This window comes from Amycolatopsis anabasis (genome assembly GCF_009765355.1).
Classification (GTDB): Bacteria; Actinomycetota; Actinomycetes; order Mycobacteriales; family Pseudonocardiaceae; genus Amycolatopsis; species Amycolatopsis anabasis.
Genome location: NZ_VTHK01000070.1, coordinates 14,180 through 41,100, shown reverse-complemented (window position 1 = coordinate 41,100; position 26,921 = coordinate 14,180). Strand labels below are relative to the sequence as shown.

At 71.5% G+C, this 26,921-nt stretch carries 24 protein-coding genes; 12 read left to right on the top strand and 12 right to left on the bottom strand.

Annotated features, from left to right (window positions below):
• Positions 1–168: 168 nt before the first annotated feature.
• The 4 genes from FXO23_RS44625 to FXO23_RS44610 are packed head-to-tail and all read left to right on the top strand — an operon-like array spanning position 169 to position 4,622.
• Positions 169–2,193, top strand: a complete 2,025-nt coding sequence (locus tag FXO23_RS44625) for an NADPH-dependent 2,4-dienoyl-CoA reductase (RefSeq protein WP_158893977.1) — start codon at positions 169–171, stop codon at positions 2,191–2,193.
• Between the two features lie 49 nt (positions 2,194–2,242).
• Positions 2,243–3,538 carry a sensor histidine kinase gene (locus FXO23_RS44620; protein ID WP_343034591.1) on the top strand — a complete coding sequence of 432 codons (1,296 nt, stop codon included), beginning with the start codon at positions 2,243–2,245 and terminating at the stop codon, positions 3,536–3,538.
• 8 nt (positions 3,539–3,546) lie between these two features.
• The gene (locus FXO23_RS44615) at positions 3,547–4,191 is read left to right on the top strand and encodes a response regulator transcription factor (RefSeq protein ID WP_158893975.1); all 645 of its coding nucleotides are present in this window, start codon (positions 3,547–3,549) and stop codon (positions 4,189–4,191) included.
• Between the two features lie 20 nt (positions 4,192–4,211).
• On the top strand, positions 4,212–4,622 hold the full coding sequence (locus tag FXO23_RS44610) for a secondary thiamine-phosphate synthase enzyme YjbQ (RefSeq protein WP_158893973.1): 411 nt from the start codon (positions 4,212–4,214) through the stop codon (positions 4,620–4,622).
• Here FXO23_RS44610 and FXO23_RS44605 read toward each other — a convergent pair.
• Positions 4,560–5,612 carry an ABC transporter permease gene (locus tag FXO23_RS44605; RefSeq protein WP_158893971.1) on the bottom strand — a complete coding sequence of 351 codons (1,053 nt, stop codon included), beginning with the start codon at positions 5,610–5,612 and terminating at the stop codon, positions 4,560–4,562. The two genes, FXO23_RS44610 and FXO23_RS44605, sit on opposite strands and share 63 nt — an antisense overlap.
• Before the next feature lie 105 nt (positions 5,613–5,717).
• Between FXO23_RS44605 and FXO23_RS44600 the strand changes: the two genes are divergently transcribed.
• A complete protein-coding gene (locus FXO23_RS44600) occupies positions 5,718–6,416 on the top strand; it encodes an HAD family hydrolase (RefSeq protein ID WP_246258441.1) in 699 nt (232 codons plus the stop codon).
• Between the two features lie 206 nt (positions 6,417–6,622).
• Here FXO23_RS44600 and FXO23_RS44595 read toward each other — a convergent pair whose 3' ends face one another.
• Positions 6,623–7,555 carry a DUF8017 domain-containing protein gene (locus FXO23_RS44595; RefSeq protein ID WP_158893969.1) on the bottom strand — a complete coding sequence of 311 codons (933 nt, stop codon included), beginning with the start codon at positions 7,553–7,555 and terminating at the stop codon, positions 6,623–6,625.
• A complete protein-coding gene (locus tag FXO23_RS44590) occupies positions 7,556–9,304 on the bottom strand; it encodes a proline--tRNA ligase (RefSeq protein ID WP_158893967.1) in 1,749 nt (582 codons plus the stop codon).
• A 110-nt stretch (positions 9,305–9,414) separates the two neighbouring features.
• Here FXO23_RS44590 and FXO23_RS44585 point away from each other — a divergent pair, with 110 nt between their 5' ends.
• On the top strand, positions 9,415–9,768 hold the full coding sequence (locus tag FXO23_RS44585; RefSeq protein WP_158893965.1) for a VOC family protein: 354 nt from the start codon (positions 9,415–9,417) through the stop codon (positions 9,766–9,768).
• A 6-nt stretch (positions 9,769–9,774) separates the two neighbouring features.
• Here FXO23_RS44585 and FXO23_RS44580 read toward each other — a convergent pair whose 3' ends face one another.
• Both FXO23_RS44580 and FXO23_RS44575 read right to left on the bottom strand, forming a co-directional pair.
• The gene (locus tag FXO23_RS44580; protein ID WP_158893963.1) at positions 9,775–10,524 is read right to left on the bottom strand and encodes a nucleotidyltransferase domain-containing protein; all 750 of its coding nucleotides are present in this window, start codon (positions 10,522–10,524) and stop codon (positions 9,775–9,777) included.
• 15 nt (positions 10,525–10,539) lie between these two features.
• Complete coding sequence (locus FXO23_RS44575) at positions 10,540–11,289, bottom strand: IclR family transcriptional regulator (RefSeq protein WP_158893961.1); 750 nt, start codon at positions 11,287–11,289, stop codon at positions 10,540–10,542.
• Between the two features lie 108 nt (positions 11,290–11,397).
• Here FXO23_RS44575 and FXO23_RS44570 point away from each other — a divergent pair, with 108 nt between their 5' ends.
• Both FXO23_RS44570 and FXO23_RS44565 read left to right on the top strand, forming a co-directional pair.
• Positions 11,398–12,675 (top strand): MFS transporter, encoded by a 1,278-nt coding sequence (locus FXO23_RS44570; protein ID WP_158893959.1) that lies wholly within the window; start codon positions 11,398–11,400, stop codon positions 12,673–12,675.
• Positions 12,672–13,577, top strand: a complete 906-nt coding sequence (locus tag FXO23_RS44565) for a 2-hydroxyacid dehydrogenase (protein WP_158893957.1) — start codon at positions 12,672–12,674, stop codon at positions 13,575–13,577. The genes FXO23_RS44570 and FXO23_RS44565 overlap by 4 nt, the downstream gene beginning before the upstream one ends.
• 2 nt (positions 13,578–13,579) lie before the next feature.
• On the opposite strand, the gene FXO23_RS44560 is transcribed toward FXO23_RS44565, so the two are convergent.
• The 3 genes from FXO23_RS44560 to FXO23_RS44550 all read right to left on the bottom strand — a co-directional run bounded on the left by FXO23_RS44560 (position 13,580) and on the right by FXO23_RS44550 (position 16,521).
• Positions 13,580–14,461: a hypothetical protein gene (locus tag FXO23_RS44560; RefSeq protein ID WP_158893955.1), complete on the bottom strand. Its 882-nt coding sequence runs from the start codon at positions 14,459–14,461 to the stop codon at positions 13,580–13,582.
• A 64-nt stretch (positions 14,462–14,525) separates the two neighbouring features.
• The gene (locus tag FXO23_RS44555) at positions 14,526–15,470 is read right to left on the bottom strand and encodes a phosphotransferase (protein WP_246258440.1); all 945 of its coding nucleotides are present in this window, start codon (positions 15,468–15,470) and stop codon (positions 14,526–14,528) included.
• Between the two features lie 85 nt (positions 15,471–15,555).
• Entirely contained in the window at positions 15,556–16,521 is a 966-nt protein-coding gene (locus tag FXO23_RS44550; RefSeq protein ID WP_158893953.1) for a GNAT family N-acetyltransferase, read from the bottom strand.
• A 66-nt stretch (positions 16,522–16,587) separates the two neighbouring features.
• On the opposite strand from FXO23_RS44550, the gene yaaA reads away from it, so the two are divergent.
• Complete coding sequence (gene yaaA, locus FXO23_RS44545; protein ID WP_158893951.1) at positions 16,588–17,328, top strand: peroxide stress protein YaaA; 741 nt, start codon at positions 16,588–16,590, stop codon at positions 17,326–17,328.
• Here yaaA and FXO23_RS44540 read toward each other — a convergent pair.
• Complete coding sequence (locus FXO23_RS44540) at positions 17,318–18,412, bottom strand: NAD(P)/FAD-dependent oxidoreductase (protein WP_158893949.1); 1,095 nt, start codon at positions 18,410–18,412, stop codon at positions 17,318–17,320. The two genes, yaaA and FXO23_RS44540, sit on opposite strands and share 11 nt — an antisense overlap.
• 67 nt (positions 18,413–18,479) lie before the next feature.
• Here FXO23_RS44540 and FXO23_RS44535 point away from each other — a divergent pair, with 67 nt between their 5' ends.
• Entirely contained in the window at positions 18,480–19,943 is a 1,464-nt protein-coding gene (locus FXO23_RS44535; RefSeq protein ID WP_158893947.1) for a phytoene desaturase family protein, read from the top strand.
• A 106-nt stretch (positions 19,944–20,049) separates the two neighbouring features.
• Here FXO23_RS44535 and FXO23_RS44530 read toward each other — a convergent pair whose 3' ends face one another.
• A complete protein-coding gene (locus FXO23_RS44530; protein ID WP_158893945.1) occupies positions 20,050–21,597 on the bottom strand; it encodes a DHA2 family efflux MFS transporter permease subunit in 1,548 nt (515 codons plus the stop codon).
• Between the two features lie 220 nt (positions 21,598–21,817).
• The gene (locus FXO23_RS44525; protein ID WP_158893979.1) at positions 21,818–24,628 is read right to left on the bottom strand and encodes an FAD-binding and (Fe-S)-binding domain-containing protein; all 2,811 of its coding nucleotides are present in this window, start codon (positions 24,626–24,628) and stop codon (positions 21,818–21,820) included.
• A 94-nt stretch (positions 24,629–24,722) separates the two neighbouring features.
• Here FXO23_RS44525 and FXO23_RS44520 point away from each other — a divergent pair, with 94 nt between their 5' ends.
• Both FXO23_RS44520 and FXO23_RS44515 read left to right on the top strand, forming a co-directional pair.
• Positions 24,723–25,934: a GAF domain-containing sensor histidine kinase gene (locus FXO23_RS44520; protein ID WP_158893943.1), complete on the top strand. Its 1,212-nt coding sequence runs from the start codon at positions 24,723–24,725 to the stop codon at positions 25,932–25,934.
• Entirely contained in the window at positions 25,931–26,551 is a 621-nt protein-coding gene (locus FXO23_RS44515) for a response regulator (protein WP_158893941.1), read from the top strand. The genes FXO23_RS44520 and FXO23_RS44515 overlap by 4 nt, the downstream gene beginning before the upstream one ends.
• 13 nt (positions 26,552–26,564) lie before the next feature.
• Here the strand turns inward: FXO23_RS44515 and FXO23_RS44510 are convergent, their stop codons facing one another.
• Positions 26,565–26,858 carry a putative quinol monooxygenase gene (locus FXO23_RS44510; RefSeq protein WP_158893940.1) on the bottom strand — a complete coding sequence of 98 codons (294 nt, stop codon included), beginning with the start codon at positions 26,856–26,858 and terminating at the stop codon, positions 26,565–26,567.
• Between the last annotated feature and the right edge of the window lie 63 nt (positions 26,859–26,921).

Sequence of the window (26,921 nt, the reverse complement as noted above, 5' to 3'; positions counted from 1 at the left end):
ACCGTCAACCCCACTGACCAGCACCAACAGGATGAAAACTCCCCAATGTGGCTTTCGGGACACTCAACGCCCCGAAAGCCGCATTGGGTACCTTCAACGCCCCGAAAGCCACATTGGGGGCTTCGGCGAGCATCGTAATCTACTGGGGAGTAGGTTAGGGTGCTCGGTATGGGCGCGAAGTATCCGCGGTTGCTGGAGCCGCTGGACCTGGGCTTCACCACGTTGCGCAACCGCGTGGTGATGGGGTCCATGCACACCGGCCTCGAGGACCGGGCGCGGGATACCGGCCGGCTCGCCGCGTACTTCGCCGAACGCGCCCGCGGCGGCGTCGCGCTGATGATCACCGGCGGGTACGCGCCGAACAAGGAAGGCTGGCTGCTGCCGTTCGCCTCCGCGCTCACCACCCACGGGCAGGCTCGCGCGCATCGCCGGATCACCGAGGCCGTGCACGCCGAGGGCGGGAAGATCGCGTTGCAGATCCTGCACGCCGGGCGGTACGCCTACCACCCGTTCAGCGTTTCGGCGTCGACGACGAAATCGCCGATCACGCCGTTCCGGGCGCGCGGGCTGAGCGGCCACGGGGTGCGCAGGACCATCGACGCGTTCGTCCGGTGCGCGCTGCTGGCGAAGAAGGCCGGGTACGACGGCGTCGAGGTGATGGGGTCCGAGGGGTACCTGATCAACCAGTTCCTGGCGCCGCGCACCAACCGCCGCACGGACGAATGGGGCGGTTCCTGGGCGAACCGCATGCGGTTGCCGGTCGAGATCGTCCGGCGCATCCGGGAAGCGGTCGGCGAGGAGTTCATCGTCGTGTACCGGCTGTCGGTGCTCGATCTGGTGCCCGGCGGGCAGTCCTGGGACGAGGTCGTGGAGCTGGCGCTGGCCGTGCGGGAGGCGGGCGCGACCCTGATCAACAGCGGCATCGGGTGGCATGAGGCGCGGGTGCCGACGATCGTCACGTCGGTCCCGCGCGCCGCGTTCACCGAACTGACCGGCAAGCTGCGGCCGCACCTGGACATCCCGGTCATCGCGTCGAACCGGATCAACATGCCCGAGGTCGCGGAGGGGGTGCTGGCGCGCGGGGAGGCGGATCTGGTGTCGCTGGCCCGGCCGCTGCTCGCCGACCCCGAATGGGTGACCAAGAGCGCGCAGGGACGCGCGGACGAGATCAACACCTGCATCGCCTGCAACCAGGCCTGCCTCGACCACGCCTTCCAGCACAAGACCGCGAGCTGCCTGGTGAACCCGCGGGCCGCGCACGAGACGAAACTGGTGATCCGGCCCGCCGGCGATCCACGGCACTTCGCGGTGGTGGGCGCGGGCCCCGCCGGGCTCGCCGCGGCCACCACGCTGGCCCGGCGCGGGCACACGGTCACCGTGTTCGAGGCCGGGCCGGAGATCGGCGGGCAGTTCAACCTGGCCAAGCGGATCCCGGGCAAGGAGGAGTTCGCCGAAACGCTGCGGTACTTCGGCCGCCAGCTGCAGCTGCTCGGCGTCGAACTGCGCCTGAACACCCGGGCGACCGCGGGCGAACTCGCGTGCGGCGGCTACGACGAGGTCGTGCTGGCGACCGGCGTCACCCCGCGCACCCCCGCGATTCCCGGGATCGGCCACGAGAAGGTCGTGTCCTATGTGGACGTCCTGGGTGGCGCGCCGGTCGGCGACCGGGTCGCCGTGATCGGCGCGGGCGGGATCGGGTTCGACGTCTGCGAGTTCCTCACCCACGACCGCAGCCCGGCACTCGACGTGCGGGAGTGGCGCGCCGAATGGGGTGTGGGCGATCCGGCCGCCGCGCGGGGCGGGGTCGAAGGGGTGACCAAGGTGGTCGCGCCCTCGCCGCGGCGGGTGTTCCTGGTGCAGCGCAAGACCAGCAAGATGGGCGCCGGGCTGGGCAAGACCTCCGGCTGGGTGCACCGGACCACGCTGAAGAACAAGAACGTCGAGATGATCACCGGCGCGGCCTACCGCCGGATCGACGACCGGGGCCTGCACCTGAGGGTCGGCGACGCCGAACGGCTCCTCGAAGTGGACACCGTGGTGGTCTGCACCGGCCAGGAACCGCTGCGCGAACTCGCCGCCGATCTGCGGGCGGCCGGGGTGCGCACGCATCTGATCGGCGGCGCGGACGTCGCCGCCGAACTGGACGCCAAACGCGCGATCGACCAGGCGACCCGGCTGGCCGTGGCGATCTAGGGGGATAACCGGATAGGCGGCGGCCCGGGTCGCGCGGCAAGCTGGGGTGGTGAACACGTTCCTGGCCGAGCCCGATCGGCGCGCCGCCGTGGCCGCCTGGCTGCGGCGGTTCGTCGTGGCGCCGTGGAGCGGCTGGCTGTGGGCGGAGCTGCTGTGGGTGGTCCTCGGGCTCCCGCTCACGCTGATCCTGCTGGTGCTGACGCTGCTCGGGCTGGCGGCCGGGGTGGTGTTGTCGCCGCTGTTCGTGGGCCTGCTCGTGATCGCGGGGACGCTGCTCGCGGCCCGCAGCCTCGGCGGGCCGCACCGCCGCCTGGCGCGCCGGTTGCTCGGGATGCGGATCGGCGCCCCGCCGCCGCACCCGCTCGAGCCGGGGCTGTGGAGCTGGGTGAAGGGCCGCGTCGGCGACCCGGTCGGCTGGCGCGCGGTGGCGTTCCTGCTGCTGCGGCTCCCGCTGTCGGCGCTCCACGTCGCGATCACGTCGACCGTGCTGGTCTACGGGATCGGCGCGATGGTCTACCCGTTCGTCTGGGACTCGCTCGCGGGCAAACCGATGCCCGTGTTCGACATCCACGCCGACCAGTGGCTCCAGACGATCCCGCTGGCCCTGTTCGGGTTGGCCCTGCTGATCACGCTGCCGTGGCTGGTGCACGGCCTGCTCGGGGTGGATCGCCTGCTGGTGCGCGGGCTGCTCGGCCCGACCACGCTGTCCGAACGGGTGCGCGACCTGGAGCGGAGCCGGGCCACCGCGGTCGAGGACGCGACGGTGAAACTGCGCCGGATCGAACGCGACCTGCACGACGGCGCGCAGGCGCAACTCGTCGCGCTGGCGATGAAACTCGGCGCGGCCAAGGACGAACTGGCGTCCGGTGACTTCGACGTCGACCAGGTGCGCGAGCTGGTGGCGGCCGCGCACACCGGGGCGAAGGAGGCGCTCACCGAACTGCGCGACCTGGCCCGGGGCATCCACCCGCCCGCCCTGGACGCCGGGCTGGACGTGGCACTGTCCACATTGGTCGCCCGCAGCGCGGCCGACGTGCGGCTGCGGGTCGAGCTCCCCGGGCGTCCCCCGGCCGCGCTGGAGACGATCGTCTACTTCAGCGCGGCGGAGCTGCTGGCGAACGCGACCAAGCACGGGGGCGCCGAGGTGTCGATCCTGGTGACCGGGGACAGGGACGGCCTGCGGCTCGAGGTGACCGATTCGGGGCCGGGCGGCGCCCGGCTCGTCCCGGGCGGCGGCCTGGCCGGGCTCGTCGACCGGATGCGGACCGTGGACGGCGGCCTGGAGATCCACAGCCCGGCGGGCGGACCGACCGTGATCACCGCCGAGATCCCGCTACCGGGCTAGGGTGAACCGTGCGCATCGTCATAGCAGAGGACTCCACGATCCTGCGGCAGGGGCTGGTCGAACTGCTGCAACTGCGCGGGCACGAGGTGCTCGCCGCGGTGAAGGACGCCGAGCAGCTGCGCGCCGCGGTGGCCGAGCACCGGCCCGATGTGTCCATTGTGGATATCCGGATGCCGCCGACCTTCACCGACGAGGGCCTGCGCGCGGTGATCGCGCTGCGCAAGGAGCACCCCGGCCTCGCGGTGCTGCTGTTCTCGCAGTACGTGGAGACCAGGTACGCCGCGGAACTGCTGGCCGACCGCGCGGGCGGAGTCGGTTACCTGCTCAAGGACCGGGTCGCCGAAGTGTCCGATTTCCTGGACGCGCTGCGCCGGGTCGCCGAGGGTGAGACCGTGCTCGATCCCGAGGTGGTCAGCCAGCTCTTCGGCTCGACCCGCCGGACCGACGCGCTCGCCGGCCTCACCCAGCGCGAACGGGACGTCCTGGGCCTGATGGCCGAGGGCCGGTCGAACGCGGCGATCGCCTCGGCGCTGTTCTTGTCGCCGGGGTCGGTGGAGAAGTACGTGACGAGCCTGTTCGGCAAGCTCGGCCTGCCGCCGTCGGACGGGGACAACCGCCGAGTCCTCGCCGTCCTGCGCTACCTGGAATCGTGAGTTGTTCTACCGTGGGAGGCATGTACTCCACGGAAATCGAGGTCCGCACCGGCCACGAGGCCGTGGTGCACGACCTCACCAAGGACGCCGAGGCGTTCCTCGCCGAGAGCGACGCCGGGGACGGGCTCCTGCACGTCTGGGTGCCGCACGCCACCGCGGGGCTGGCGATCCTGGAAACCGGCGCGGGCAGCGACGACGATCTGCTGACCGCCCTCGACGCGCTGCTCCCCCGCGACGGCCGGTGGCGGCATCAGCACGGGAGCCCCGGGCACGGCCGGGACCACGTGCTGCCCGCGCTGGTGCCGCCCTATGCCAGCGTTCCGGTGCTCGGCGGCGTGCTGGCGCTGGGCACCTGGCAGTCGGTGTGCCTAGTGGACACCAACCTCGACAACCCGGTGCGCCGCGTGCGGTTCAGCTTCCTGCCGGGCTGATCCCGGCCAGAGCACCACGATCAGACCCGCGACCAGCAGCGCGCCGAGCACCCAGACGCCGGTGGTGACATCGGGCGCGTCCGGGGTGCCCAGCAGGAGGCTCCGCAGGCCCTCGGTGGAGAACCGGAACGGCGTCCACGACCACAGCAACGCGCGGTAGGCCGGGTTCAGCATCTCCGGCACCTGCCCGGCGACCGCGGGTGCGACCAGGTAGAGCGGGCCGAGGATCGCCATGGCCCGCACACCGAGCAGTCGCAGCAGCGCCGCCTGGATGCTCGCGAACGCGGCGGTGGCCAGGAACGCGAACCCGAGCACGTCCCAGCCCAGGGGCAACGACGAGTCCCACAGCTTGACGAACCCGGCCAGCACGGCGGTGGTCAGCACGCTCACCCCGGCCACCTGCGCCAAGCGGGCGCCGACCCCGGGTTTCGCACCCGACCGGGTGGTCAGCAGCGTCAGCACCGCGCCCCCGGCGAGGCAGCCGACCCAGGCCAGCGCGCTCAGCGCGAGCGGAGCGGTCCGGCCCGCGGCGCTCGCCGGATGCACGGTTTCCACCTGCACCGGAACCGGCGGCGCGCCGGGGCTGGCCTGCGCGAGCCCGGCGGCGAGCGCCTGACCGGCGCCGGTCAGGGCCTGCTGCGCGACCTGCGCGCCGCCCGGGTTGATCGCGCCGGACACCACCACGGTCACCGCGGGCCCCGGCGCGAGTTCGAGCACGCCGTAGACCTCCTTGTCGTCCAGGAGTTCCCGCGCGTGCGCCGGTGTGGTGATCTGCCAGCTCAACTGGCCGCCGCCCTGCCGCGCGACCCGGTCCGCCGCCGCCCGCACCGGACCGCCCTCCGGCGCCGCGATCGCGACCGGCAGCCCGTCCGGCGCGACGGTGGCCTGCGCACCGAACGTGAGAAACCCGAGTACCCCCGCGATCAGCGCCCCGGCCAGCGACGCGAGCGCGACGAAGGCCCACGGCCCCCGCTGAGTCCGGCTCGACATGACGTCCTCCATATTTCATCACGCGTTTAATTAGGTGCCAAGGTAAGGGTTGATCGCCGCCGAAGTCAACGCGTGTTGAAAAGGGCCTCCGGTAACGTCGATCACGTGACTGAGAAGCGGTTGGTGCTCTGGGACATCGATCTGACACTGGTGGATCTGCGGGGACTCGGCGGCGCCTGGTACACCAGCGCGCTCGCTTCGGTCACCGGCGCCACGCTGACCGAACTGCCGTCCTTCCCCGGCCGCACCGAGAAGGCGATCACCACCGAACTGCTGACCGCACACGGCATCGAGCCGACCGACGAGCTGATCGAGAAGATCTGGGCGGAACTGGAAGCCCTGTCCCTGCAGGCGTTGCCCACACTGGCCGACTACGGTCACGCACTGCCCGGGGCCGCGGCCGCACTGTCCACAATGGCTGGTCGAGAGGATGTCGTGCAGTCGCTGGTCACCGGGAACCTGCCGGAGGTCGCGCGGCACAAGCTGTCCGCGTTCGGGCTGCACGAACACATCGACTTCGAGATCGGCGGCTACGGCACGCTGTCCACGCACCGGCCCGATCTGGTCGCGTTCGCGCGGGCCCGCGCCGCCGAACGGCACGGCACCCGGTTCGCCCCGGACGCGGTGGTGGTCATCGGCGACACCCCGCACGACATCGAGGCGGGCCTGCACCACGGCGCGGTCGCCGTCGGGGTGGCGACCGGGAAGCACAGCGAAGCCGAGCTACGCGATTCGGGCGCGCACACCGTACTGCCCGACCTCTCCGACACCTCGGCCGTACTGGCAGCCGTCCTGGGGTCGTGAGGGTTCGGACCGGTTAGTCACCGCTGCCCTGGAGGGCTCGCTCGGTCGCGTCGAAAGTGCGCGCACTTTCGGGCCGCATCGCGGCGGTACTCACGACCCACCAAGCCTCCTCGGCGAGCCGGAAAACCTTCGGCGATGGCGACTGCGAACGCCTCCCAGACGGAAGTTCTTCTATTTTGGATCAGAACCGGCCGGAACACTCACGGCTAGGAGGTCGGCGTCGCGGGGATGGTGGTTCGCTGGTTCTCCGGCACGAGCCGGTAACTGCGCAGGAGCCCGAGCACGTCGTCCCGGCTCGCCTCGCCGGGGACGGCCTGGTCGGCATAGGCGACCAGCACCGCGGTCTTCGCGTCCGAACCGCTGGTCCCCTTGACCGCGACCGCGCCCACCAGCGCGCGGGGCGGGAGGCAGGCGTCCGGGCCCGGCGGGACGGTCACCTCGACCAGGACCAGGGTGGCGTCCAGTTTCCCGGTGCCGGTGGGCAGCTGGACCTGCTGGGGCGGCCCGGGAGCGAGGGTGGGCTGCACCCCGCCTTCCTCGGGGGTGAAGGCGTACTTGGCGACCGCGGTGGCGGTTTCGGTCGCCGCGAGTGCGGCGTCCGGCTGCTTGACCGTGGTGACCCCGCTGCCGCCGCGATCGTGGTCGGGATCGGCGGCGCAACTCTTCTGCCCGAGGAACGCGCTGGTCGCCAGGCTGATCCCGGGCCCGCTCGCGTCCGCCTCCCAGCCGTGGACCGTCCCCGGTTTCGGCGTCCAGGCGGGTGGCACGTCGTAGGCGTAGGCGCCCTTGCCGCCCGCGACCGACTGCCAGCCCGGCACGACCGCCGGCACGACGACCTGCGGCGGCGGGGTGTACGGCGTGCGGGAGGTCGTCGGCGGGGTGTACTCGGGTGTGCGGTCCGAATTCGCCCGGCTGCCCAGGTAACCCAGGCCCAGCAGCACGAGTACCGCGAGCAATCCGTACGGCGCCTTGGATCTCCGCTTCTTCGGCGGCGGGGGCGCCTCGGGTTCGGGCTGGGGTGGCGCGGGCGGGTACCCGGGCGTCGGGGCGTCGGCGGGTTCGTAACCGCCGAACCCCTTGAGCGCCGCGTTGTCCTCGTAGCCGCCCGGTTGCCCGCGCCTGCCGCGCAGCCAGCCCATCTACCGGCCCACGAGATCGGTCAGGTGCGCGACCACCTGATCGACCGGGATCTCCTCACGGTTGCCCGAGGCGCGGTCCTTGACCTCGACGACGCCGTTGGCCAGGCCGCGGCCCACCACCAGGATGGTCGGCACGCCGATGAGTTCGGCGTCGGCGAACTTGACCCCGGGGGTGGCCTTGCGGTCGTCCAGGAACACCCGGACCCCGGCGGCGTCCAGTTCCGCGGCCAGCTTCTCGCCGCCCGCGAAGACCGCCTCGTCCTTTCCGGCGATCACCACGTGGACGTCGGCGGGCGCCACCGCGCGCGGCCACACCAGGCCGAGGTCGTCGTGGTGCTGTTCGGCGATCACGGCGACCAGGCGGGAGACGCCGACGCCGTAGGAGCCCATGGTGATCCGGATCGGCTTGGCGTCGGCGCCGAGCGCGTCCAGGCCGAAGGCGTCGGCGTACTTGCGGCCGAGCTGGAAGATGTGCCCGATCTCGATCCCGCGCGCCGCCACCAGGGTGCCCTTGCCGTCGGGCGACGCGTCACCCTCGCGGACCTCGGCGGCCTCGATCGTGCCGTCCGGGGTGAAATCGCGCCCGGCGACCAGGTCCACCACGTGGTGGTCCAGCTTGTCCGCGCCGGTCACCCAGGCGGTGCCGGTGACCACCTGCGGGTCGACGAGGTAGCGAACCCCGTTGTCCTGCAAGGCTTTGGGGCCGATGTAACCCTTCACCAGGAACGGGTTGGCGGCGAAGTCGGCCTCCTCGAGGAGGGAAACCTCGAGGGGCTCGAGCGAAGCCTCCAGCCGCTTGAGGTCGACCTCGCGATCGCCGGGGATGCCGATGCCCAGGATCTCCCAGTCCTCGGTGCGGGGCTGCCGGACCTTCACGATCACGTTCTTGAGCGTGTCGGCCGCGGTGAACGTGCGGCCCAGATCCGCCGAATTGAGGAAATCCACCAAAGTTTCGATGGTCGGCGTGTTGGGCGTGTGGTGGACCTGCGCTTCGGGCTTGCCTTCGATCGGCTGCGCGGGGGGTGCGGGCGTGGTCACCGCTTCCACGTTCGCCGCGTAGTCCGACTCGGTGCTGCGGACGTAGGTGTCCTCACCGGTGGGCGCGACCGCGAGGAACTCCTCGGACGCCGACCCGCCCATCGCGCCGGAGGTGGCCGCGACGATCACGTAGTCCAGGCCGAGGCGGTCGAAGATCTTGATGTAGGCCTCGCGGTGGAGCTGGTACGACTTCGCCAGCCCGTCGTCGTCGAGATCGAAGGAATAGGAATCCTTCATGACGAATTCGCGGCCGCGCAGGATTCCGGCGCGCGGGCGGGCCTCGTCCCGGTACTTGGTCTGGATTTGGTACAGGACAACGGGATAGTCCTTGTACGAGCTGTACTCGCCCTTCACGGTCAGCGCGAAGAGCTCCTCGTGCGTCGGGCCAAGCAGGTAGTCCGCGCCCTTGCGGTCCTTGAGCCGGAACAGGCTGTCGCCGTATTCGGTCCAGCGGCCGGTCGCCTCGTAGGGCTCACGCGGGAGCAGCGCGGGGAACTGGATCTCCTGCCCGCCGATCGCCGCCATCTCCTCGCGGACCACGGCTTCGATGTTGCGCAGCACCCGCAGGCCCAGCGGCAGCCAGGAGTAACCACCCGGGGCGACCCGGCGGACGTATCCCGCGCGCACCAGCAGCCGGTGGCTGGGCACTTCGGCGTCCGCCGGATCCTCGCGCAAGGTGCGAAGGAACAGCGACGACATCCTGGTGATCACTACTGCGCTCCTCGGGGAAAACCGCTCATAGACGTTTCGCGAAGCGTAGTCAACCACCCGGGTCGCGCTTCAACCGGATTATGTCGGTGGGTACCCATAAGGTGCCGGGCATGAGTCTGCACCTGGGAGCTGTCACCGTCGACTGCGCGGACCCGCAGGGTCTCGCCCGATTCTGGACGGCCGTGCTCGGCGTCGAAGTGGACGCCGACTACGGCGAGTACGTGTTCCTCACCAAGCCGTCCGAAGCGGCGGCCGGCCTGGGCTTCCAGCGCGTGCCGGAGGAGCGGGCCGGGAAGAACCGGCTGCACCTGGACCTGATGACCGACGACCGGGCGGCCGAGGTGGACCGCGTGGTGGGTCTCGGCGCCAAGGAAATCGGCGAGCACGAGGTCCCCGGGCTGGCGTGGACCGTGCTCGAGGACCCCGAGGGCAACGTGTTCTGCATCGGTCAGCACGAGCACTGACCGGCGCTACTCCTCGGGGAGGTGCGCGGACAGCTCGCCCAGCTTCGGCGGGTTCAGCAGTTCGCGCATCCGCTCGACCGCCTCGGGACCCGGGTCTCCGATGATGTCGTGCGCGGCTGCCAGGCCCGCGCGGGCGACCAGGCGCTTCTCGCCGAGCGCCCATTCGCCGCGTTCGGCCAGGATGCCGTGCGCGGTCTGCAGGGTCGCCCGGGCGAGCAGCCCCGCACAGCTCGTCCGGTCGCCCTGTTCGGCGTGGTGCCCGGCGAAGAGCAGGGAGAAGGCCGCGTTCCACCGCCACCGCTGGGACGCGGCTTCCCGCAGCGCCTCGGGATAGGTCACCCGCGGCAGGTCGCCCTCGAGCACCCGCGCGAGGGCGATCTCGCCGACCGGAACGTACGTGGGCAGGCCCACCAGGTGCCCTTCGACGTTGTCGATCTCGAACCGGCCCTCGCGGGCGTCCGCCCACCACCGCTCGATCTGGTCGAGATCGCGCAGCAGCACGTCCACGGGCGTCCCGTCCACAGACAGCCAGGCGCCGCCGTTGACCAGACGGCCCCATTCGCCGGGTTGCGCGGTGTGCCCGGGATACCCCAGCTCCGCCAGCACCCCCGCGTCGAACGATTTCCGGTAGTACAGGCCGAGATCCCAGTCGCTGTCCGGGCGGTGCGTGCCGGTGGCCCGGCTGCCGCCCAGCGCCACCGCGACCACCCCGGGCAGCCGCACCAGCTTCGGCACGAGTTCTTCCAGTACGGTCACGGAGTCGATCATGCCCTAACCGCGGGGCAGCACGGCAGCGAGTTCCCGGGCGGCGGCGCGGAGGGCGGGCACGAACTCCTCGAGCCGGGCCACGGTCATCCGGTACGCGGGTGCGGCGGTGGACAGCGCGGCGAGGGCGACCCCGTCCGGACCGCACACCGGGACGCCGACCGCGCGGATGCCCGCCTCGTGCTCCTCGTCGGCGATCGCGAAACCCCGGTCGCGGACCGCGGCGATCTCCTCGGCGAACGCCGTGCGCCCGGTGATCGTGTTCGGCGCCAGCGCGGGCAGGCCGAGTTCGGCGACCAGCCGGGCGCGATCGGCCTCGGCCGCGAAGGCGACCAGGCACTTGCCCATCGACGTGCAGTGCAGCGGCCCGCGCCGCCCTGGTTCGCCGCGGATCTGCACCTGCTGGCGGCCCTGGACCGCGTGCACGTATACCTGGTCCGTGCCGTCCAGCACGGCCATCAGCGTCGGCTCACCGGTCTCGTCGCTCAACCGCTGCATCACCGGCAGGGCGACCCCGGCGAACCCGCGTGCGTGCGAAACCTGCTGGCCGAGTTCGAACAACCGCAGCCCGAGCGCGTACCGCTTGGAATCCGGGTCGCTGCGGACAAAACCTTCCGCCTGTAGCGAGCCGAGCAGCCGGTGCGTGGTGCTCACCGGGAATCCGGCGGACCGCGCCAGCTCGGACAGGCCGACCCCGTCCGGGTATTCGCCGAGCAGCGAGAGCAGGCGCAGCGCCTTGCCGACCATATCCGCCATGGCACCCCCTTGACGCGAGGACAGACTCCGCCGACACTTGCGTTCACCGTATTGCGGAATAGCTTTCCATATTACGGAAAGCGGTGTCAAACGCGGCAGGAGGATCCGATGGCTGCCCCACCCGCCGAACGGGCCGCGCCCAGCCAGCGCTGGCTGCGGCTGATCCCGATCGTGTTCGTCACCTACAGCCTCGCCTACCTGGACCGATCGAACTTCTCGATCGCCGCGGCCGGGGGCATGGCGAGCGATCTCGGCCTGACCAGCGCGACCTCCGGGCTGGTCGGCGCGTCCTTCTTCCTCGGCTACTTCCTGCTGCAGGTGCCGGGCGTGCTCTACGCGGACCGCCGCGGCGTGCGCGACCTGATCTTCTACTCGGTCCTCGCCTGGGGCGTGCTCGCCACCTTGCAGGGCCTGCTCAGCTCGGTCGCCGCGTTGATCGTGGTCCGGGGTTTACTCGGCGCGGTCGAGGCCGCGGTGCTCCCCGCGCTGGTCGTGCTGCTCGCGCGCTGGTTCACCAAGGCCGAACGCGGACGTGCCAACGCGTTCCTCATCCTCGGCAACCCGGCCACCATCCTCTGGCTCTCGGCGGCCTCGGGTTACCTGGTCGAGGCCACCTCCTGGCGCGGCATGTTCATCATCGAGGGCATCCCCGCGCTGGTCTGGGCGTTCTACTTCCGCGCGCAGGTGCGCGACCACCCGCGGCAGGCGCGCTGGCTGGATCCGGCCGAACGGGACGCCGTGGAGTCCGCGATCGCCGCCGAGCAAACGGCGTTGCGCGGCGCCCCGGCCACCCGGCGCCCGGTCGCCGAGGCACTGCGGTCGAAGCTCGTGCTCGTGCTGTCGGCGCAGTACCTGCTGTGGAGCATCGGCGTGTACGGGTTCGTGTTCTGGCTGCCCTCGATCGTCAAGGCCGGATCCTCGGCCGGGATCGGCACGACCGGCCTGCTCTCCGCGGTGCCGTACGCGTTCGCCATCGCGGCGATGCTGGTCAACTCGCGGTTCTCCGACCGTTCGGGCCTCCGCCGCCGGTACGTCTGGCCGTGGCTGCTGCTCGGCACGCTCGCGTTCTACGGCTCCTACCTGCTCGGCAAGGACGCGTTCTGGTGGTCGTTCGGACTGCTGGTGATCGCGGCGATCGGGCTGTACGCGCCCTACGGCCCGTTCTTCGCGCTGATCTCCGAACTGCTGCCGAGCCGTATCGCGGGCATCGCGGTCGCGCTGGTGAACGCCTGCGGCGCGCTCGGTGGTTTCCTCGGCACCTACCTGGTGGGCTGGCTGGACCACGCGACCGGTGGCACGGCGGCCTCGTTCCTGATGCTGGCGGCCACGATGGCGGGTTCGGCCGTCGTCCTGCTGGCGGTGCCCCGGCGAGAAAGGACAGCATGAAAAGGCGAGTACTGGTTCCGTGGCAGGACATCGAGATTCCCGGCGACCTGCGCGCCGACTACTTCGACGGCACGGGCGAGCCCCCGGCCGAGCTCGGTGACGTCGAGTTCTACGTCCTGCCCTACGACAGCGGACCGGAACCGGCGAAGCTGATCGCGAAGATGCCGTCGCTGCGCGCGGTGCAGTCCCTGTCGGCGGGCGTGGAGAACCTGCTGCCGCTGCTGCCCACGGGTGTGCCGCTGGCCAACGGCCGCGGGCTGCACGACCTGAGCGTGGCCGAGCACGCGCTGGCGCTGATCCTCGCCGCGCAGCGGGATCTGCCGCGCTGGCTGCGCCAGCAGGAAACCGGGACCTGGGCACGCGAGCACACGCGCTCCCTCGCCGACAGCCGGGTGCTGCTGCTCGGGTACGGATCGATCGGCAAGGCGATCGAGCGTTACCTGGTGGCCGGGGAGGCCGAGGTCGTCCGGGTCGCGCGCACCGCGCGGCCGGGCGTCCACGGGATCACCGAACTGCCCGCGCTGCTCCCGGAAGCCGACATCGTGGTGCTGATCCTGCCGGAAACCCCGGACACCCGGGGCCTGCTCGGGGCGCCGGAACTGGCCGCCCTGCCCGACGACGCGCTGGTGGTGAACGTGGGCCGGGGCGCCACCGTGGACACCGGCGCACTGGTCGCCGAGGTGTCCCGGGGCAGGCTCCGCGCCGCGCTGGACGTCCTGGACCCGGAACCCCTCCCCCGCGACCATCCACTGTGGACGAACGAGCGGGTGCTGATCACGCCGCACATCGCGGGTGGTTCGGCGTCCTTCTACCCCCGCGCGAAACGCCTGGCCGCCGAACAACTCCGCCGCTTCGCCGCGGGCGAACCCCTGCTCAACGTGGTCAACCCGCCGAGCACCTAGCCTCAGGCGGGTGCGAAGCTCAGGACCGCCTTGCCCTCGCCCACGGCCACGGCTTTCACCTCGAGGCCGTTGATGACCGTGGGTTGCCCGGGGTCCAGCGACGACGTCATCGATCCGCTGCCGAACTTCGCGCCGATCGCCATCGCGCCGCCGGAAATGCCGCGCACCCGCACCAGGGTGAACCCGTACCGCCGCGGCGCGGGGACGAGGGCCGAGGGGGACACCAGCACCTCGCACCTCCCGTCCCCGCAGGCGGCCAGGTTCTCGCCGTCCTTGGCCGCGGGCAGGGCGACCGGCGCGACCGAGGGCTTGTCCTGGTTGGTGTCCTTCGCGGGGTGGCAGTGCTCGGCCTTCTCGTGCGCCTGGGCGACGGTCCCGTCCGCGGCCATCAGCGCGGCCAGGTCGAGCCCGTCCGGTTTCAGCGCCTTGAGCGCGGCGGAGGTCTCGGCGACGAACCCGCGCAACGCGTCCTCGGGTGCATCGTCCTGGCTCGTGTACCCGTCGACCTTGGCGCCCAGCCGCCCGGCCGCCTTGGCGTAGGAGTCGACCAGCTCCGCCCCGCGCGGGAACGCCTCCGGCGTCAGGCCGGTGGTCCGGTACTTCACGGTGTCCAGCAGGGTGTCCACCGAGCTCAGGTACGAGTCCAGGTCCATCGAGACGAACTCGTCGCGCAGGTCCGGCGGCGGCTCCGGCGGACTGATGAACACCCCGATCGCCTTGCAGAACCCGTTCAGCCACTCCACCTGTTCCGGGGTCGGTGGCGGAGCCGGGGTGCTCGGCGCGGGCGGGCTGGCCGGTGGCGCCGCTGTCCCACCGGAGGCGCCACAACCGGTGAGACCGCACAGGATCAGGGCAGCGGCGCCGAACCGCACGTCTTTTCGCATGCTCTCGTCCTACCGGCCGGAGCGGGGAGCGGTCCCTCGTCTGGCAGGTTCAGGCCGGCCGCGATCACGGCCAGTGGGTGCGGCTGGCGACCCAGCGGCGGGTGACCGCGGCGAGCCGGGCCTGGTGCGCGCGGACCCCGGTGGTCGCGGGCGGTTCGGGGAGCCGCGAACTGCGTTCCGCGTGCCCGGCGAGCGCCACGCCGAACGCGGTCACCGCCCACGCGGGCACCTCCGCCAGCACCGGCCGGCGCTTGAGCAGGCGGTCCACGTCGGCCGGCTCGTGCCCGGCGGCCAGCATGTGCGGCACCAGCGAAACCAGATCGAGCCAGGCGGCGCCGCGCGCCGGGTAACGCCAGTTGACGACCTGCACCCGCCCGGGCCCGGTCAGCACCAGGTTGCCCGGATGCAGATCGCCGTGCAGCAGGGTGTTCCCGGTCGCCCACGGATGCCAGGACGTCTCCATCGCGACCAGCGAATCCAGGTTGCGCACCGACCATTCGTCCAGGTCGTCCGGCGGGTCGGCGCGCAGTTCGTCCCAGCCGCGCAGCAACGGCCCCAGATCGTCGAGCGCGTCCGGGGCCCGGGACACCGGGCACGGGGTCAGCGTCCGGGCGAGCGCGCCGAGCGCGGTCAGCACCGCGGACAACTCCGGCGAACCGGGCCCCAGTCGCGGCCGGGTGCCCTCGACGTCGGTGAACACCAGGACCAGCCACGCACCGTCCACAGTGGTCAGCAAGGTGGGCACCGGCGCGGCGCCGGGCAGGCGGACGCCGACCTCGGCCTCCGCGTGGTAGTTGCCGCAGCGGGGACTTCCGGCGGGCAGCCCCTTGGCGAACACCCACCGCCCGTCCTCCAGCGCCAGCCGCGTCGCCATCCCGCCGTCGAACTCCGGCGGCTGCCGCAGCGATCGGATCACCCGCGCACCGAGTTTGCGTTCCACCGCGGCCCGCACCGGAGCCGGGAGATCGTGCCAGCTCGGACGCGCGAGCGCCCGCACCGACAACGTCATACTTCCCCCATCAAGCCACCGAACCCCGTCCCCGCAGCTCTCCACCATAGCGAAATTCGCGGTGACTCCGCCGGTGCCTTTCCGGTTACGGCAGCGCGCGAATCCAGCCGTACCAACGATCCGTGACGGAAAAGCCACAACGCTGGTAAATCCCCAACGCGCCGGTGGCGTTGTCCACATCGACCCCGAGGACCGATCGCTGGAACCCGTGGGCCTTCGCCTCGGCGAGCGTGTGGCCGAGCAAGGCGGTGGCGACCCCGCGCCCGCGCATCGCGCGACGGGTGCCGACGTTGCTCACGTACAGCTCGCGGATCCCGGTGGCGGCGGTGTCGGATTCGAAGTGCGCGCTCAGCACGAACGCGGCGACCTCGTCCTCCCCCGGCGAGAGCAGCAGGAACGACAGGTCCGGGCGGAACGATTGGCTGCCGGTGATCATGTGCCGCCACGCCTCCGGCGACTGCACCGTGCTCCCCCAGTGCTCGGCGAAGGTGTCGTTGCGGGCCTGCCGGGTGAGCTCGTCGTACTTGTCCTCGAAGCGGACCAGGCGCAGATCGGTCGGCAGCGGGCGGTTCGGCGGCAGCACGGACAGATCGGCCCGCATGTCGACGAAGGACCGAGCATGCCGGAAACCGTGCGTTTCGAACAGGGCGGTGAGCCACCGCTGGTTCTCGTGCGTACTGCCGTGGAGTTCCAGCGGCGCGTCCGGGAAACGGCGGCGATGCAGTTCGGTGGCGGCCCGCACCAGCCAGTCGATCAGGCGGGCGCCGATTTCGCCGTCGCGGTAGCCCGGATGCACGCACATCTCGAACCGGAGCTGGTGGACCGGGTTCGCGGCGTCCCGCACGCGCGGGATCACGACGGCGACCAGGCGATCGCCGTCCCAGGCGGTCGTGGTGCCCCCGGCCAGGTCCACGTTCGGGCTCGCCACGTCCTCCCGCACGTCCTCCGCGCTGTAGTGCTCACCGGTCGGATCAACCTGGTTGGCGGCGGCGAGCAGGCCCGCCACGGCTTCCGCGTCGGCCAGGGTGAGCGGGCGCCACGTCAAGTCCATGTGCGCGAGGTTATGCCGCCACCGGCGGGTGCGCCCACCGATTTTCCGCGCGGCTACCCTGCTGACGTGCTGGTATTGCTGCCCCCTTCGGAGACCAAGGCGATCGGCGGGGACGGCCCGCCGCTGCACCTGGACGAGCTTTCCTTTCCGGAGTTGAACCCGATCCGCCGGAAACTGGCCGACGCGCTCGCCGACCTCGCGGCCGACGTACCGGCGAGCCTGGCCGCGCTCGAACTGTCCGCGCGGCAGGAAGACGAGGTCGCGCGCAACGCCGAACTCTGGTCGTCGCCGACCCTGCCCGCGCTGGAGCGCTACACCGGCGTGCTCTACGACGCGCTGGCCATCGGGTCGTTCCGCAAGGCCGCGCTGGCCAAGGCGCAGGCGCGGCTCGCGGTCGCCTCGGCGTTGTTCGGGATCGTGCGGGCGACCGATCGCATCCCCGCCTACCGGCTGTCCGGCGGCAGCGTGCTGCCCGCGTTCGGCGGCCTGCGCGGGCTGTGGCGGCCCGCGCTCGAACCGGTGCTCGCCGGTCTCGACGGCCTGGTCGTGGACCTGCGATCCGGCGCGTACGCGACGCTGGCCCGCGTCCCGGACGCGGTGACCGTGCGCGTGGTGACCGAGAACGCCGCCGGGCAGCGGAAGACCGTCAGCCACTTCAACAAGGCCTACAAGGGAAAGCTCGCCTCGGTGCTGGCCAGAAGCCCCCGCGAGCCGTCCACTGTGGAGGGATTGCTGGGCGTGGTGTCGCGGGCCGGGATGCGGGTCGAGCGGGTCGGCGACACCGCACTGGAACTGGTCACCGAGTAGCGAACCGGCCCGGTCCGAACTCGTCGACCGCGATCGCGGGCTCCTCCCCCAGCGCCAGCGCGGCGACCAGGCTCCCGGCGTACGGCGCGATGTTGAGCCCGGCCGGACCGAAACCGGTGGCCAGCAACAGCCGCGGATGCCCGGGGACCGGGCCGAGCAGCGGCGCGCCGTCCGCGGAGGCCGGGCGGAAGCCGACGCGGGTCTCCAGCAGGGTGGCGTCGGCGAGTCCGGGCGCCACGGCCAGCGCGTGCTCGAGGACCTCCCGTTGCCCCGCGGCGGTGACGCGGTGGTCGAACCCCGAACCGGTTTCCCGGGTCGCACCCGCGACCACCCGGGATCCCGGGAAGGCCAGGAGGTAGTGGCTGGACACCGGGAGGACGACCGGCCAGCGGGTGGTGTCGATGCCGGGCAGCTCGAAGTGGCTGATCTGGCCGCGTTGCGGGCTCACCTCGAGGTCGATGAGCGGGGCGAGCAGTTCGGTGCTCCAGGCCCCGGCCGCGACGACGACCGCGTCGGCGTCGAGCGGATCGCCGTCCACGCGGGCGCCGCGTCCGGTGAGTTCGGCGCGGCCCGTCCGGTGCTCGGCGCCGCGGACGGCGGCCGCGGCGAGCAGGGCTTCGCGGAAGCGGCGGCCGTCGACGCGGGCGGCGCCGGAGACATGGACCGCGCCCAGTTCGGGAGCCAGGGGCGGGAAGAGTTCGCGGGCCTGGGCCGGATCGAGGCGCCGGACTTCGCCCGCGGTGGGCTCGCGCTGGGCCCGGGTCTCGGCCCGGCGCCGCGCGTCGGCGAGTTCGTCCTCGTCGGCGGAGACGACCATCCCGCCGATGACCTCGTAGGAGGTGTCCCGCTGCCCGTCCTCGGCGAGCCGGGCGACCAGTTCCGGGTAGTAGGCCGCGGCGCGGGCGGCGAGCCGGTATTCGGCACCTGAACGGCGGCTGGTCCAGGGGGAGACGATGCCCGCACCGGCGGCGGTCGCCATCCCCGGTCGCTCGGAATCCACGACGACGACCTCGGCTCCGCGGCGGGCGAGGTGGTAGGCGGTGGCGGCCCCGGCGATTCCCGAGCCGATCACGATCACGCGCATGATCCACAGCCTGCCCGGTGCGCGGCCGGACGTCGACTCCATTGGCCCCGCGACGTACCGTGCCGGGATGAGTGATCGGTACGACGTGGTCATCGTGGGCGGCGGGCACAACGGGCTGGTGGCGGCGAGTTATCTCGCCGGGGCCGGGTTGTCCGTGGTGGTGCTGGAGCGGCGGGAGGTGCTCGGCGGCGCGGCGGTTTCGTCCCGGGCGTTCTCCGGGGTCGACGTCCGGTTGTCGCGGTATTCGTACCTGGTCAGCCTGCTGCCGAAGAAGATCGTGTCGGAGCTGGGGTTGCGGGTGGAATTGCGGAAGCGGCCGACCGCGTTCCACCCGCCGGTCGCGCCGCGGGACGCGCCCGCGTGGCGGGAGTTCGCCGAGCTGACCGGACGGGTGGGGCGGCGGTGCTTCGCTTCGCTGACCGAACCACTCGTGAGTCGGCGGGAGTTCCGGGCGTTGATCGACGACGAGCGGGCGTGGCGGATGCTGTTCGAGGAGCCCCTCGGAGTGGCGCTGGAGGAACTGTTCGCCGACGACACCGTGCGCGGAACCGTGCTGACGGACGGATTGATCGGGACGTTCGCCGACGCCCACGATCCGGAATTGCGGCAGAACCGGTGCCTGCTTTATCACGTGATCGGGAACGGGACCGGGGATTGGGATGTCCCGGTCGGCGGGATGGGCGCGGTCAGCGGGGCGCTGGAACACGCGGCGCGCGCGGCCGGGGCGGAATTGGTGACGGGTGCGGAGGTGTTCTCGGTCGACCCGGATGGGGAGGTCCGGTATCGGCACGGCGAAGTGGAACGGGTGGCCGGTGGCCGGTTCGTGCTGGCGAATGTGGCGCCCCGGGTGCTGGCGGGATTGCTCGGCCCGGGAACCTCGGTTCCGTCGCCGGAGGGGGCGCAGTTGAAGGTGAACATGGTGTTGCAGCGGTTGCCCCGGTTGCGGGATTCGCCGGTCCCTCCGGAAACCGCGTTCGGCGGGACGTTCCACGTCAATGAGGGCTACGCGCAGCTGGCGAGGGCTTATGCGGAGGCGGCTCGCGGTGAGGTTCCGTCGGTGCCGCCGTGCGAGATCTACTGCCACTCGCTGACCGATCCGTCGATCCTGGGGGCGCGGGAGCGTGCGGCGGGCGCGCAGACGTTGACCTTGTTCGGGCTGCACATGCCGGGCAGGTTGTTCGCCGGACGGAACGACGAAGTCAAGGCGGTCGCGCTGCGGGCGACCTTGGCCTCGTTGAACGCCGTGCTGGCGGAGCCGGTGGAGGAGTGCCTGTGGCTCGACGGGGAAGGGCGGCCGTGCCTCGAGGCGAAATCACCGGTGGATCTGGAGGCGGAACTGGGAATGCCCGGCGGGCACATCTTTCACGGGGATTTGTCCTGGCCGTTCGCCGAGGATGATCGCGCGGGCACCTGGGGGGTGGAGACCGAGCATGATCGGATTTTCGTCTGCGGGGCCGGGGCGATTCGCGGGGGCGGGGTCAGCGGGATTCCCGGGCACAACGCGGCGCGGGCGGTGCTGGCACGGTCCTGAGTGGTCCGGTCCTGGAACAATTCACGGCCCCGCCGATCCCGGTCACCACGCGAAGAAAGACCCGCCCCGGCCGGAAAGGCCGAGGCGGGTCAGCGGAGAACCGGGGTCAGTGCGCGAGCATGACCGGGGCGGCCTCTTCTTCGCCGGCCTCGTCCGCGGCCGGCGGCGCCGGTGGGCGCCGCGGCAGGAACAGGGCCGGAATCAGGCACACCGCGATCAGCACCAGGGCCCAGACGAACGTGGACGCGAACGAGTCGGCCGCGGCGACGGCGGCCGCGTCGTGGGTCTGCGGGTTCATCGTCGCCGCGGTCGCGGCGAGCTGGCCCTGACTGGTCGGAACGCCGAACTTCCCGGCGAGCAGGCCGGCCAGGATGATCGACATGATCGCGGTGCCGACCGCGCCGGCGGTCTGCTGGACGATGTTCGCGGCGGTCGACGCCCGGGCGACCTTCTTGCGGGTCAGGGTCTGCAGGGCCGCGGACATGATCGGCATCATGGTCGAGCCCATGCCCAGCCCCATCACGAAGAGGGCGCCCAGCAGCTGCCAGTACGGGGTGTCCGCGCCGATCTGGGTGAACACCACCAGCCCGGCGAGGATCAGCACCATCCCGGGCAGGACCACCTTGCCCGCACCCATCTTGTCGGCCAGGCGGCCGGCGATCGGCATGGTGATCATCGCGCCCAGGCCCTGCGGGGCCAGCAGCAGACCCGCCTGCAGGGCGGTCTCCCCGCGCACCAGCAGGAAGTAGGTCGGGAACAGGAACATCGCGCCGAAGAAGGACACCGCGAAGAACGCCATGGTCAGCATCGCGACCGAGAACGTGCGGTCTTTGAACAGGCTCAGGTCGACCAGCGGGTTCTCGATCCGCGAGGCGCGGGCGATGAATCCGGCGATCAGCGCCACCCCGGCGACGACCGGGAGCCACACCTCGGTCGCGCCCACCCCACCGGCGCTCGGGATGTTCGACACGCCGTAGATCAGCAGCGCGAGCCCCGGGGACAGCAGCAGCATGCCCAGCACGTCGAACCGTTCCGCCGGCTCCGGCTTGTCCCGCGGCAGCAGCCGCCAGGCGAGGAACAGCGCGACCGCGCCGAGCGGCACGTTGATGTAGAAGATCCAGCGCCAGCTCACCGAGTCGACCAGCCAGCCACCGAGGATCGGGCCGCCGATCGGGCCGAGCAGCATCGGCACCCCGAGCACGGCCATCACCCGGCCGACCCGCTGCGGCCCGGCCGCCTTGGTCAGGATGGTCATTCCGGCGGGCATCAACATGCCACCACCCAGGCCCTGCAGCACGCGGAAGATGATCAGCGACTCGATGTTCCACGCCAGCCCGGCGAGCACCGAGCCCACCAGGAACAGGAAGATCGCCAGCATGTACAACCGCTTGGTGCCGAACCGGTCCGAGGCCCAGCCGGTCACCGGGATGACCGTCGCCAGCGCCAGCATGTAACCGGTCGCGACCCACTGGATGGTGTCGAGCGACGTCTTGAACTCGATGGTCAGCGCCTGGAGCGCGACGTTGACGACCGTCGTGTCCAGAATGGCCATGACGGTGCCGAGTACGACGACAGCGGCGACCTTGAGGACGCCGCTGTCGAGCTTGTCGGTGGCCGAAGGCTCCGCGCCCGCTCTCATTTCAGAGGTAGTCATAAATTCCGTTCCCGCAGGTGCCCGGTCCCCCGGGCGGTTCACCGATGCTCTTCGAAGGCAGCGTGCGACCACGCTGAAAAATCCGCTGGCTGAAATTCCCCCGCCAGCCCCCAGCGACGTCCTTCAGTACACGACAGAAGCGTGGGCAGGAGTGATCACGGTTTCGATCGTAGCGGTGCGTGATCGGCGGTGCCAATAAGATCCGCGTCTGTGTGCGCGATCACGTTTTCCAAGGCAAGGCGCGCCGGACGACTTCCGCCAGATGAACCGCCGTACGCGCCGACTCCTGGTCGATCTGGGTGCGGCAGCTGAAACCGTCCGAGATGACCAAAGTTTCCGGTGCGGCTTCGCGAATCGCCGGTAGCAGGCGGTCTTCGGCGCAGGCCACGGACACCGCGTAGTGGCCGCGTTCGAAGCCGAAGTTGCCGGCCAGCCCGCAACACCCCGAATCCAGGGTCACGTTTCGAATACCGGCCTGCGCGAGCAGTTTTTCGTCCTCAGCGAAACCGAGCACCGCGTGTTGGTGGCAGTGCACCTGAGTGATGGCGTCAATACCGAGTGTGCGCAATGACAATGGCGAATGGGCAAGCAGTTCGGCAAAAGTTCGCGTGCGCTCGGCGAGCAGTTTCGCGGCCGGGTCCCCGGGCAGCAGGCTCGCGAGATCACCCCGGAACAAAGCCGTGCAACTCGGTTCCAGGCCGACCACCTGGTAACCCGCGTCGAGATAGGGACGCAGCACCGACAACGTGCGGCGCAAAACCCGGCGGGCGACGCCGAGCTGACCGGTCGACACCCAGGTCAGCCCGCAGCACACGCCGCGATCCGGCAGGACGACGTCGAACCCCGCGGCGGTGAGCACCTCGGTCGCCGCTTCCAGCACCCCCGGGGTGAAGTAGTTGTTGAAGGAATCCGGCCACAGCAACACGGGTTTCCCGCCGGACCCGCCCCAGCGCCGCAGATCCGCGCGCGAACGCGTGAACGGCTTCGGCGCGAACACCGGCAAGGCGCGTTCCGGCGCGATCCCCCCGGCACGTTTGAGCAGGGACGCGAGCCGCGGGCGGCGCATGACCGCGTTCGCCGCGCCCGGGGCCACCGCGGCCAGGCGCAGCCACAACGGCAGCCACCCCATCGAATAGTGCGCGGCGGGCCGCAACCGTCCGCGGTAGTGCTGGTGGAAAAACTCCGACTTGTAGGTCGCCATGTCGACATCCACCGGACAGTCGGACAGGCAGCCCTTGCAGGACAGGCAGAGATCCAGCGCCTCGCGGACCTCCTCGGACCGCCAGCCGTCGGTGATCAGCTCGCCGTTGATCATCTCGGCGAGCAGGTGGGCGCGGCCCCGCGTCGAATGCTTCTCCTCGCGGGTCGCCCGATAACTCGGGCACATCACACCGCCACCGGTGGTGTTGCGGCATTTGCCGACGCCGACGCACCGGCGCATCGCCTCGCCGAAACTGCCGTGGTCCTCCGGATACCCGAGGAAGGTCACCGATTCGATCGCCTCGGGCGCCCGGCGGACGCGCAGATCCGCGTCGATCGGCCGGGGATCGACCAGGATCCCGGGGTTCATCCGCCCGTCCGGATCGAAGATCGCCTTGAACCGGCGGAACAGGTCCAGGATCTCCGGGCGGTACATCCGCGGCAGCAGTTCGGACCGGGCCTGCCCGTCCCCGTGCTCGCCGGACAGCGAGCCACCGTGGGCGGCGACCAGATCCGCGGCCTGCTCCAGGAACGACCGGAACCCCGCCTGCCCGGGTCCGGACAGCAGATCGAAGTCGAGCCGCATGTGCAGGCAGCCCTCGCCGTAGTGGCCGTAGACCACGCTCTGCCGCCCGTGCTCGGCCATCAGCTCCTTGAATCCGCGCAGGTACGAGCCGAGCCGCTCGGGCGGGACCGCCGCGTCCTCCCAGCCGGGCCACGCCTCCGAGCCGTCGGCCAGCCTGGTCGCCAGCCCGGCGCCCTCCTCCCGGATCCGCCACAACCGGCGCTGCGCGGCCGGATCGGCGAGCACGAGATGCCCGGTCAGGTGGTCGGCGACCGCGCGGGCCAGGTCCCGCGCGCGCTGCTCCGCCTCGGCGGGTTCGTCGCCGCCCAGTTCCACGAAGAGCCAGGCGCCGCCGGGCGGAAGGTCGGCCGCGGCGCTCGAAGTCCCGAGCAGCGCCACGAGATCGGAGTCCACGCCCTCGACCGTGAGCGGCGACCACGGCAGGATCGCCGGAACAGCGTCGGCCGCCGCGATGTCCGAGGCGAAGCCGAGCACCGCCAGCACGCGGTGGCGCGGCAGCTCGGCCAGCCGCAGCCGCGCGTCGAGCACGGTGACGCAGGTGCCCTCGCTGCCCACCAGCGCCTTGGCCAGATCGAAACCGTTCTCCGGCAGCAGGTGCTCCAGCCCGTACCCGGAAACCCGGCGCGGCCAGGTGGACAGCTCGGTGCGCAGCAGCGACAGGTTGTCCCGCACCAGATCGCGCAGCGCCGCGTACACCCGGCCCTCGGTGCCGGGCCGGGCCGCCCGAGCGTCCACTTCGGACGGTGTGGTCGGCCCGGCGGTCAGCCGGGTCCCGTCGTAGAGGAGCACCTCGAGCTGGTCGACGGTGTCCGCGGTCCGGCCCCAGGCGACCGAATGCGAACCGCACGCGTTGTTCCCGATCATCCCGCCGATCGTGCAGCGGCTGTGCGTCGACGGGTCCGGCCCGTACCGCAGGCCGTGCGGTAAGGCCAGGGCCTGCAGGTCGTCGAGCACGGTGCCCGGCGCGACCCGGACCGTCCGCGCCACCGGATCCAGCTCCCGCACCCCGGCCAGATGGCGGGAGGTGTCCAGGACCAGCCCCGGGCCGCAGGAGTTCCCGGCCACGCTGGTGCCCCCGCCGCGGGCGATCACCGGCACGCCGAACTCCGCGCAGGTGGCCACCGCGGCCACCACGTCGTCCACGGTCCTCGGCAGCACCACCCCGAGCGGGGCGTGCCGGTAGTTCGAGGCGTCGGTCGTGTACAACGCCCGGGTGCCGGCGTCGAAGGCGACCGCACCGCTCATCCGCTCGGTCAGCCGCTGCCGGAATTCATCGCGCACCCTCCCATTGAAGACAACCGATCAAGACTTCGCCGGGGCAGGGCCTCTCCACACGGGTATGTCCGGATCACGCCGGGTGTGCCAAAGTGTGACGGTGGCGACAGAGCACAATGTCGCGGCGGAACGAGCCGTCGAGCAGAGCAACGCACTCGACCGGCTGCTGCGCGAGCGCGAGGGACTGCTCGGCACGCTCGACCGGGTGGCCGCGCTGCACGGCACCGCGCGCCTGATTCGCGACTCCATCGGCGTGAACGCCGGTTTCGTGGCCGAGATCGACGAGGAGAACCGGGGCGTGATCCGCTGGATCGCGGGCAACCGGACGAACGCGTTGCAGAACCTGCGGGTCCCGATGGGGCAGGGCGTGGGCGGCCGGGTGGTCGCACTCGGCGAACCGGTCCGGGTCACCGACTACGTCAGCTCGAAGACCATCACGCACCAGTTCGACGCGCAGGTCCGCGGCGAGGGCCTGTCCGCGATGGTCGCGGTGCCGATCATCAGCCGCGACGGGCCCGAGGCGAAGACCATCGCCATCGCATACGCGGCGATGCGGGAGACCGCGAACTTCGGGGACAGCGCGGTGCAGACGCTCGAGGGCATCGCCGAGCACGCGGCCACCGCGCTGCGGCTGGCCGGGGTGGCCGAATCCACCCGGGAGAACGCGGTGTCCGCCGAGCGGCAGCGGATGCAGAGCGCGCTGCACGATTCGGTCGGCGCGCTGCTGTTCTCCATCGGCGTGCAGGTGCGCAACCTGCACGAGGACATCCAGGACAACCCGGCGCTGGAATCCCGGCTGCGACGGCTGGAAGGCGATGTCTCGGCGGCCTCGAGCGCGCTGCGCGAATCGCTGCTCGCGCTGTCGGAATCCAGCCCGGAACGCGCGCTGCCGGTCGAGATCGCCGAGCACTGCCGGTCGTTCGAGGCGCGGTGCGGGGTGCCGGCCCGGTTCGTCCAGCTCGCGCCGGTGCGGCCGCTGGACGCCGAGCGGACCGCGCTGCTCGTCGCCGCGGTCCGGGAGGGCCTGCTCAACGTGGAGAAGCACGCGCGGGCGTTCTCCGTGGTGGTCAGCGTCGGGCCGAGTGAGGACGGAGTGCAGGTGGTCGTCGCCGACGACGGCACCGGGAAGCCGGCCGAGGACGCCCCGGGCACCGGGATGGGCCTGCGCACGCTCGCCGAACGCGCGGCCCGGCTCGGCGGGCGGGTCAGCCTGGTCCGGGACGAGGACGACGGGTGCACGCTGCGTGCCTGGGTGCCGGAAGTCGCCTCCTCATGACGACCAAGGTCATGGTGGTCGACGACCACCCGGTCGTCCGCGACGGCGTCACCCTGCTGCTGCGCTCGGATCCCTCGCTGAAACTGGTCGGCTCCGCCGAGTCCGGCCGGACCGCGATCCAGCGCGTCGCCGAACTCGACCCCGATCTGATCCTGCTCGACCTGCGGCTGCCGGACATGCTCGCGCCCGAGGTGATCGCCGGTTTGCGGCAGGTGCGGCCCGCGGTGCGGATCGTCGTGTTCACCGCGCACGGTGACCACCTCGGCGTGGTCGCCGCGCTCGACGCGGGCGCGAACGGATGCCTGCTCAAGGACGTCGCCGGGACCGATCTGGTCGCCGGGCTGCGGCGGGTGCTGCGCGGCGAGAAGGTGGTCGACCCGCGGATCTTGCCGGACACCGGGCAACGGTCCGACGCGCTGTCCCGCAGCGGCCTGACCCGGCGGGAGTACGAGGTGCTCCGGTTCGCCGCGCAGGGCCAGACGAACCCGGAGATCGCCGAGTCCACCGGGCTGGCGCGCAACACGGTCAAGACCTACCTGCAGTCCGCGCTGCACAAGCTCGGCGCGCGCAACCGGGTCGAGGCGATCGGCAAGGCCAGCGAGGCCGGACTCCTCTGAGCGGGCGGCCGGGTCAGTCGAAGGGCGGCCCGGAGGCGGCGATCTCGTGCTTGAGCACCTGGTCGTCCTCGATGCCGATGGCGACCGAGGGCCGCGGCGAGATCGCGCGCCAGGCGTCCAGCCGCTCCTTCGATTCCCAGTACTCGAAGATGTTCACCCGGCCCGGATCGAGCGGGTCCGGGGAGATCGACAGGTCCAGGCAGCCCGGATACTCGCGCGCCTGCTCGACGATCGAGCGGTGCCCTTCGACAAACCGGTCCCGCTCCGGCGGATTGACGTATACCTTCCCGGCGACGATCAGCGTCACGGTGCCTTCCTTCCTTCTCGGGGATCATCCGTACGACGAACGGCCCCCGCGCGGGCCGACATG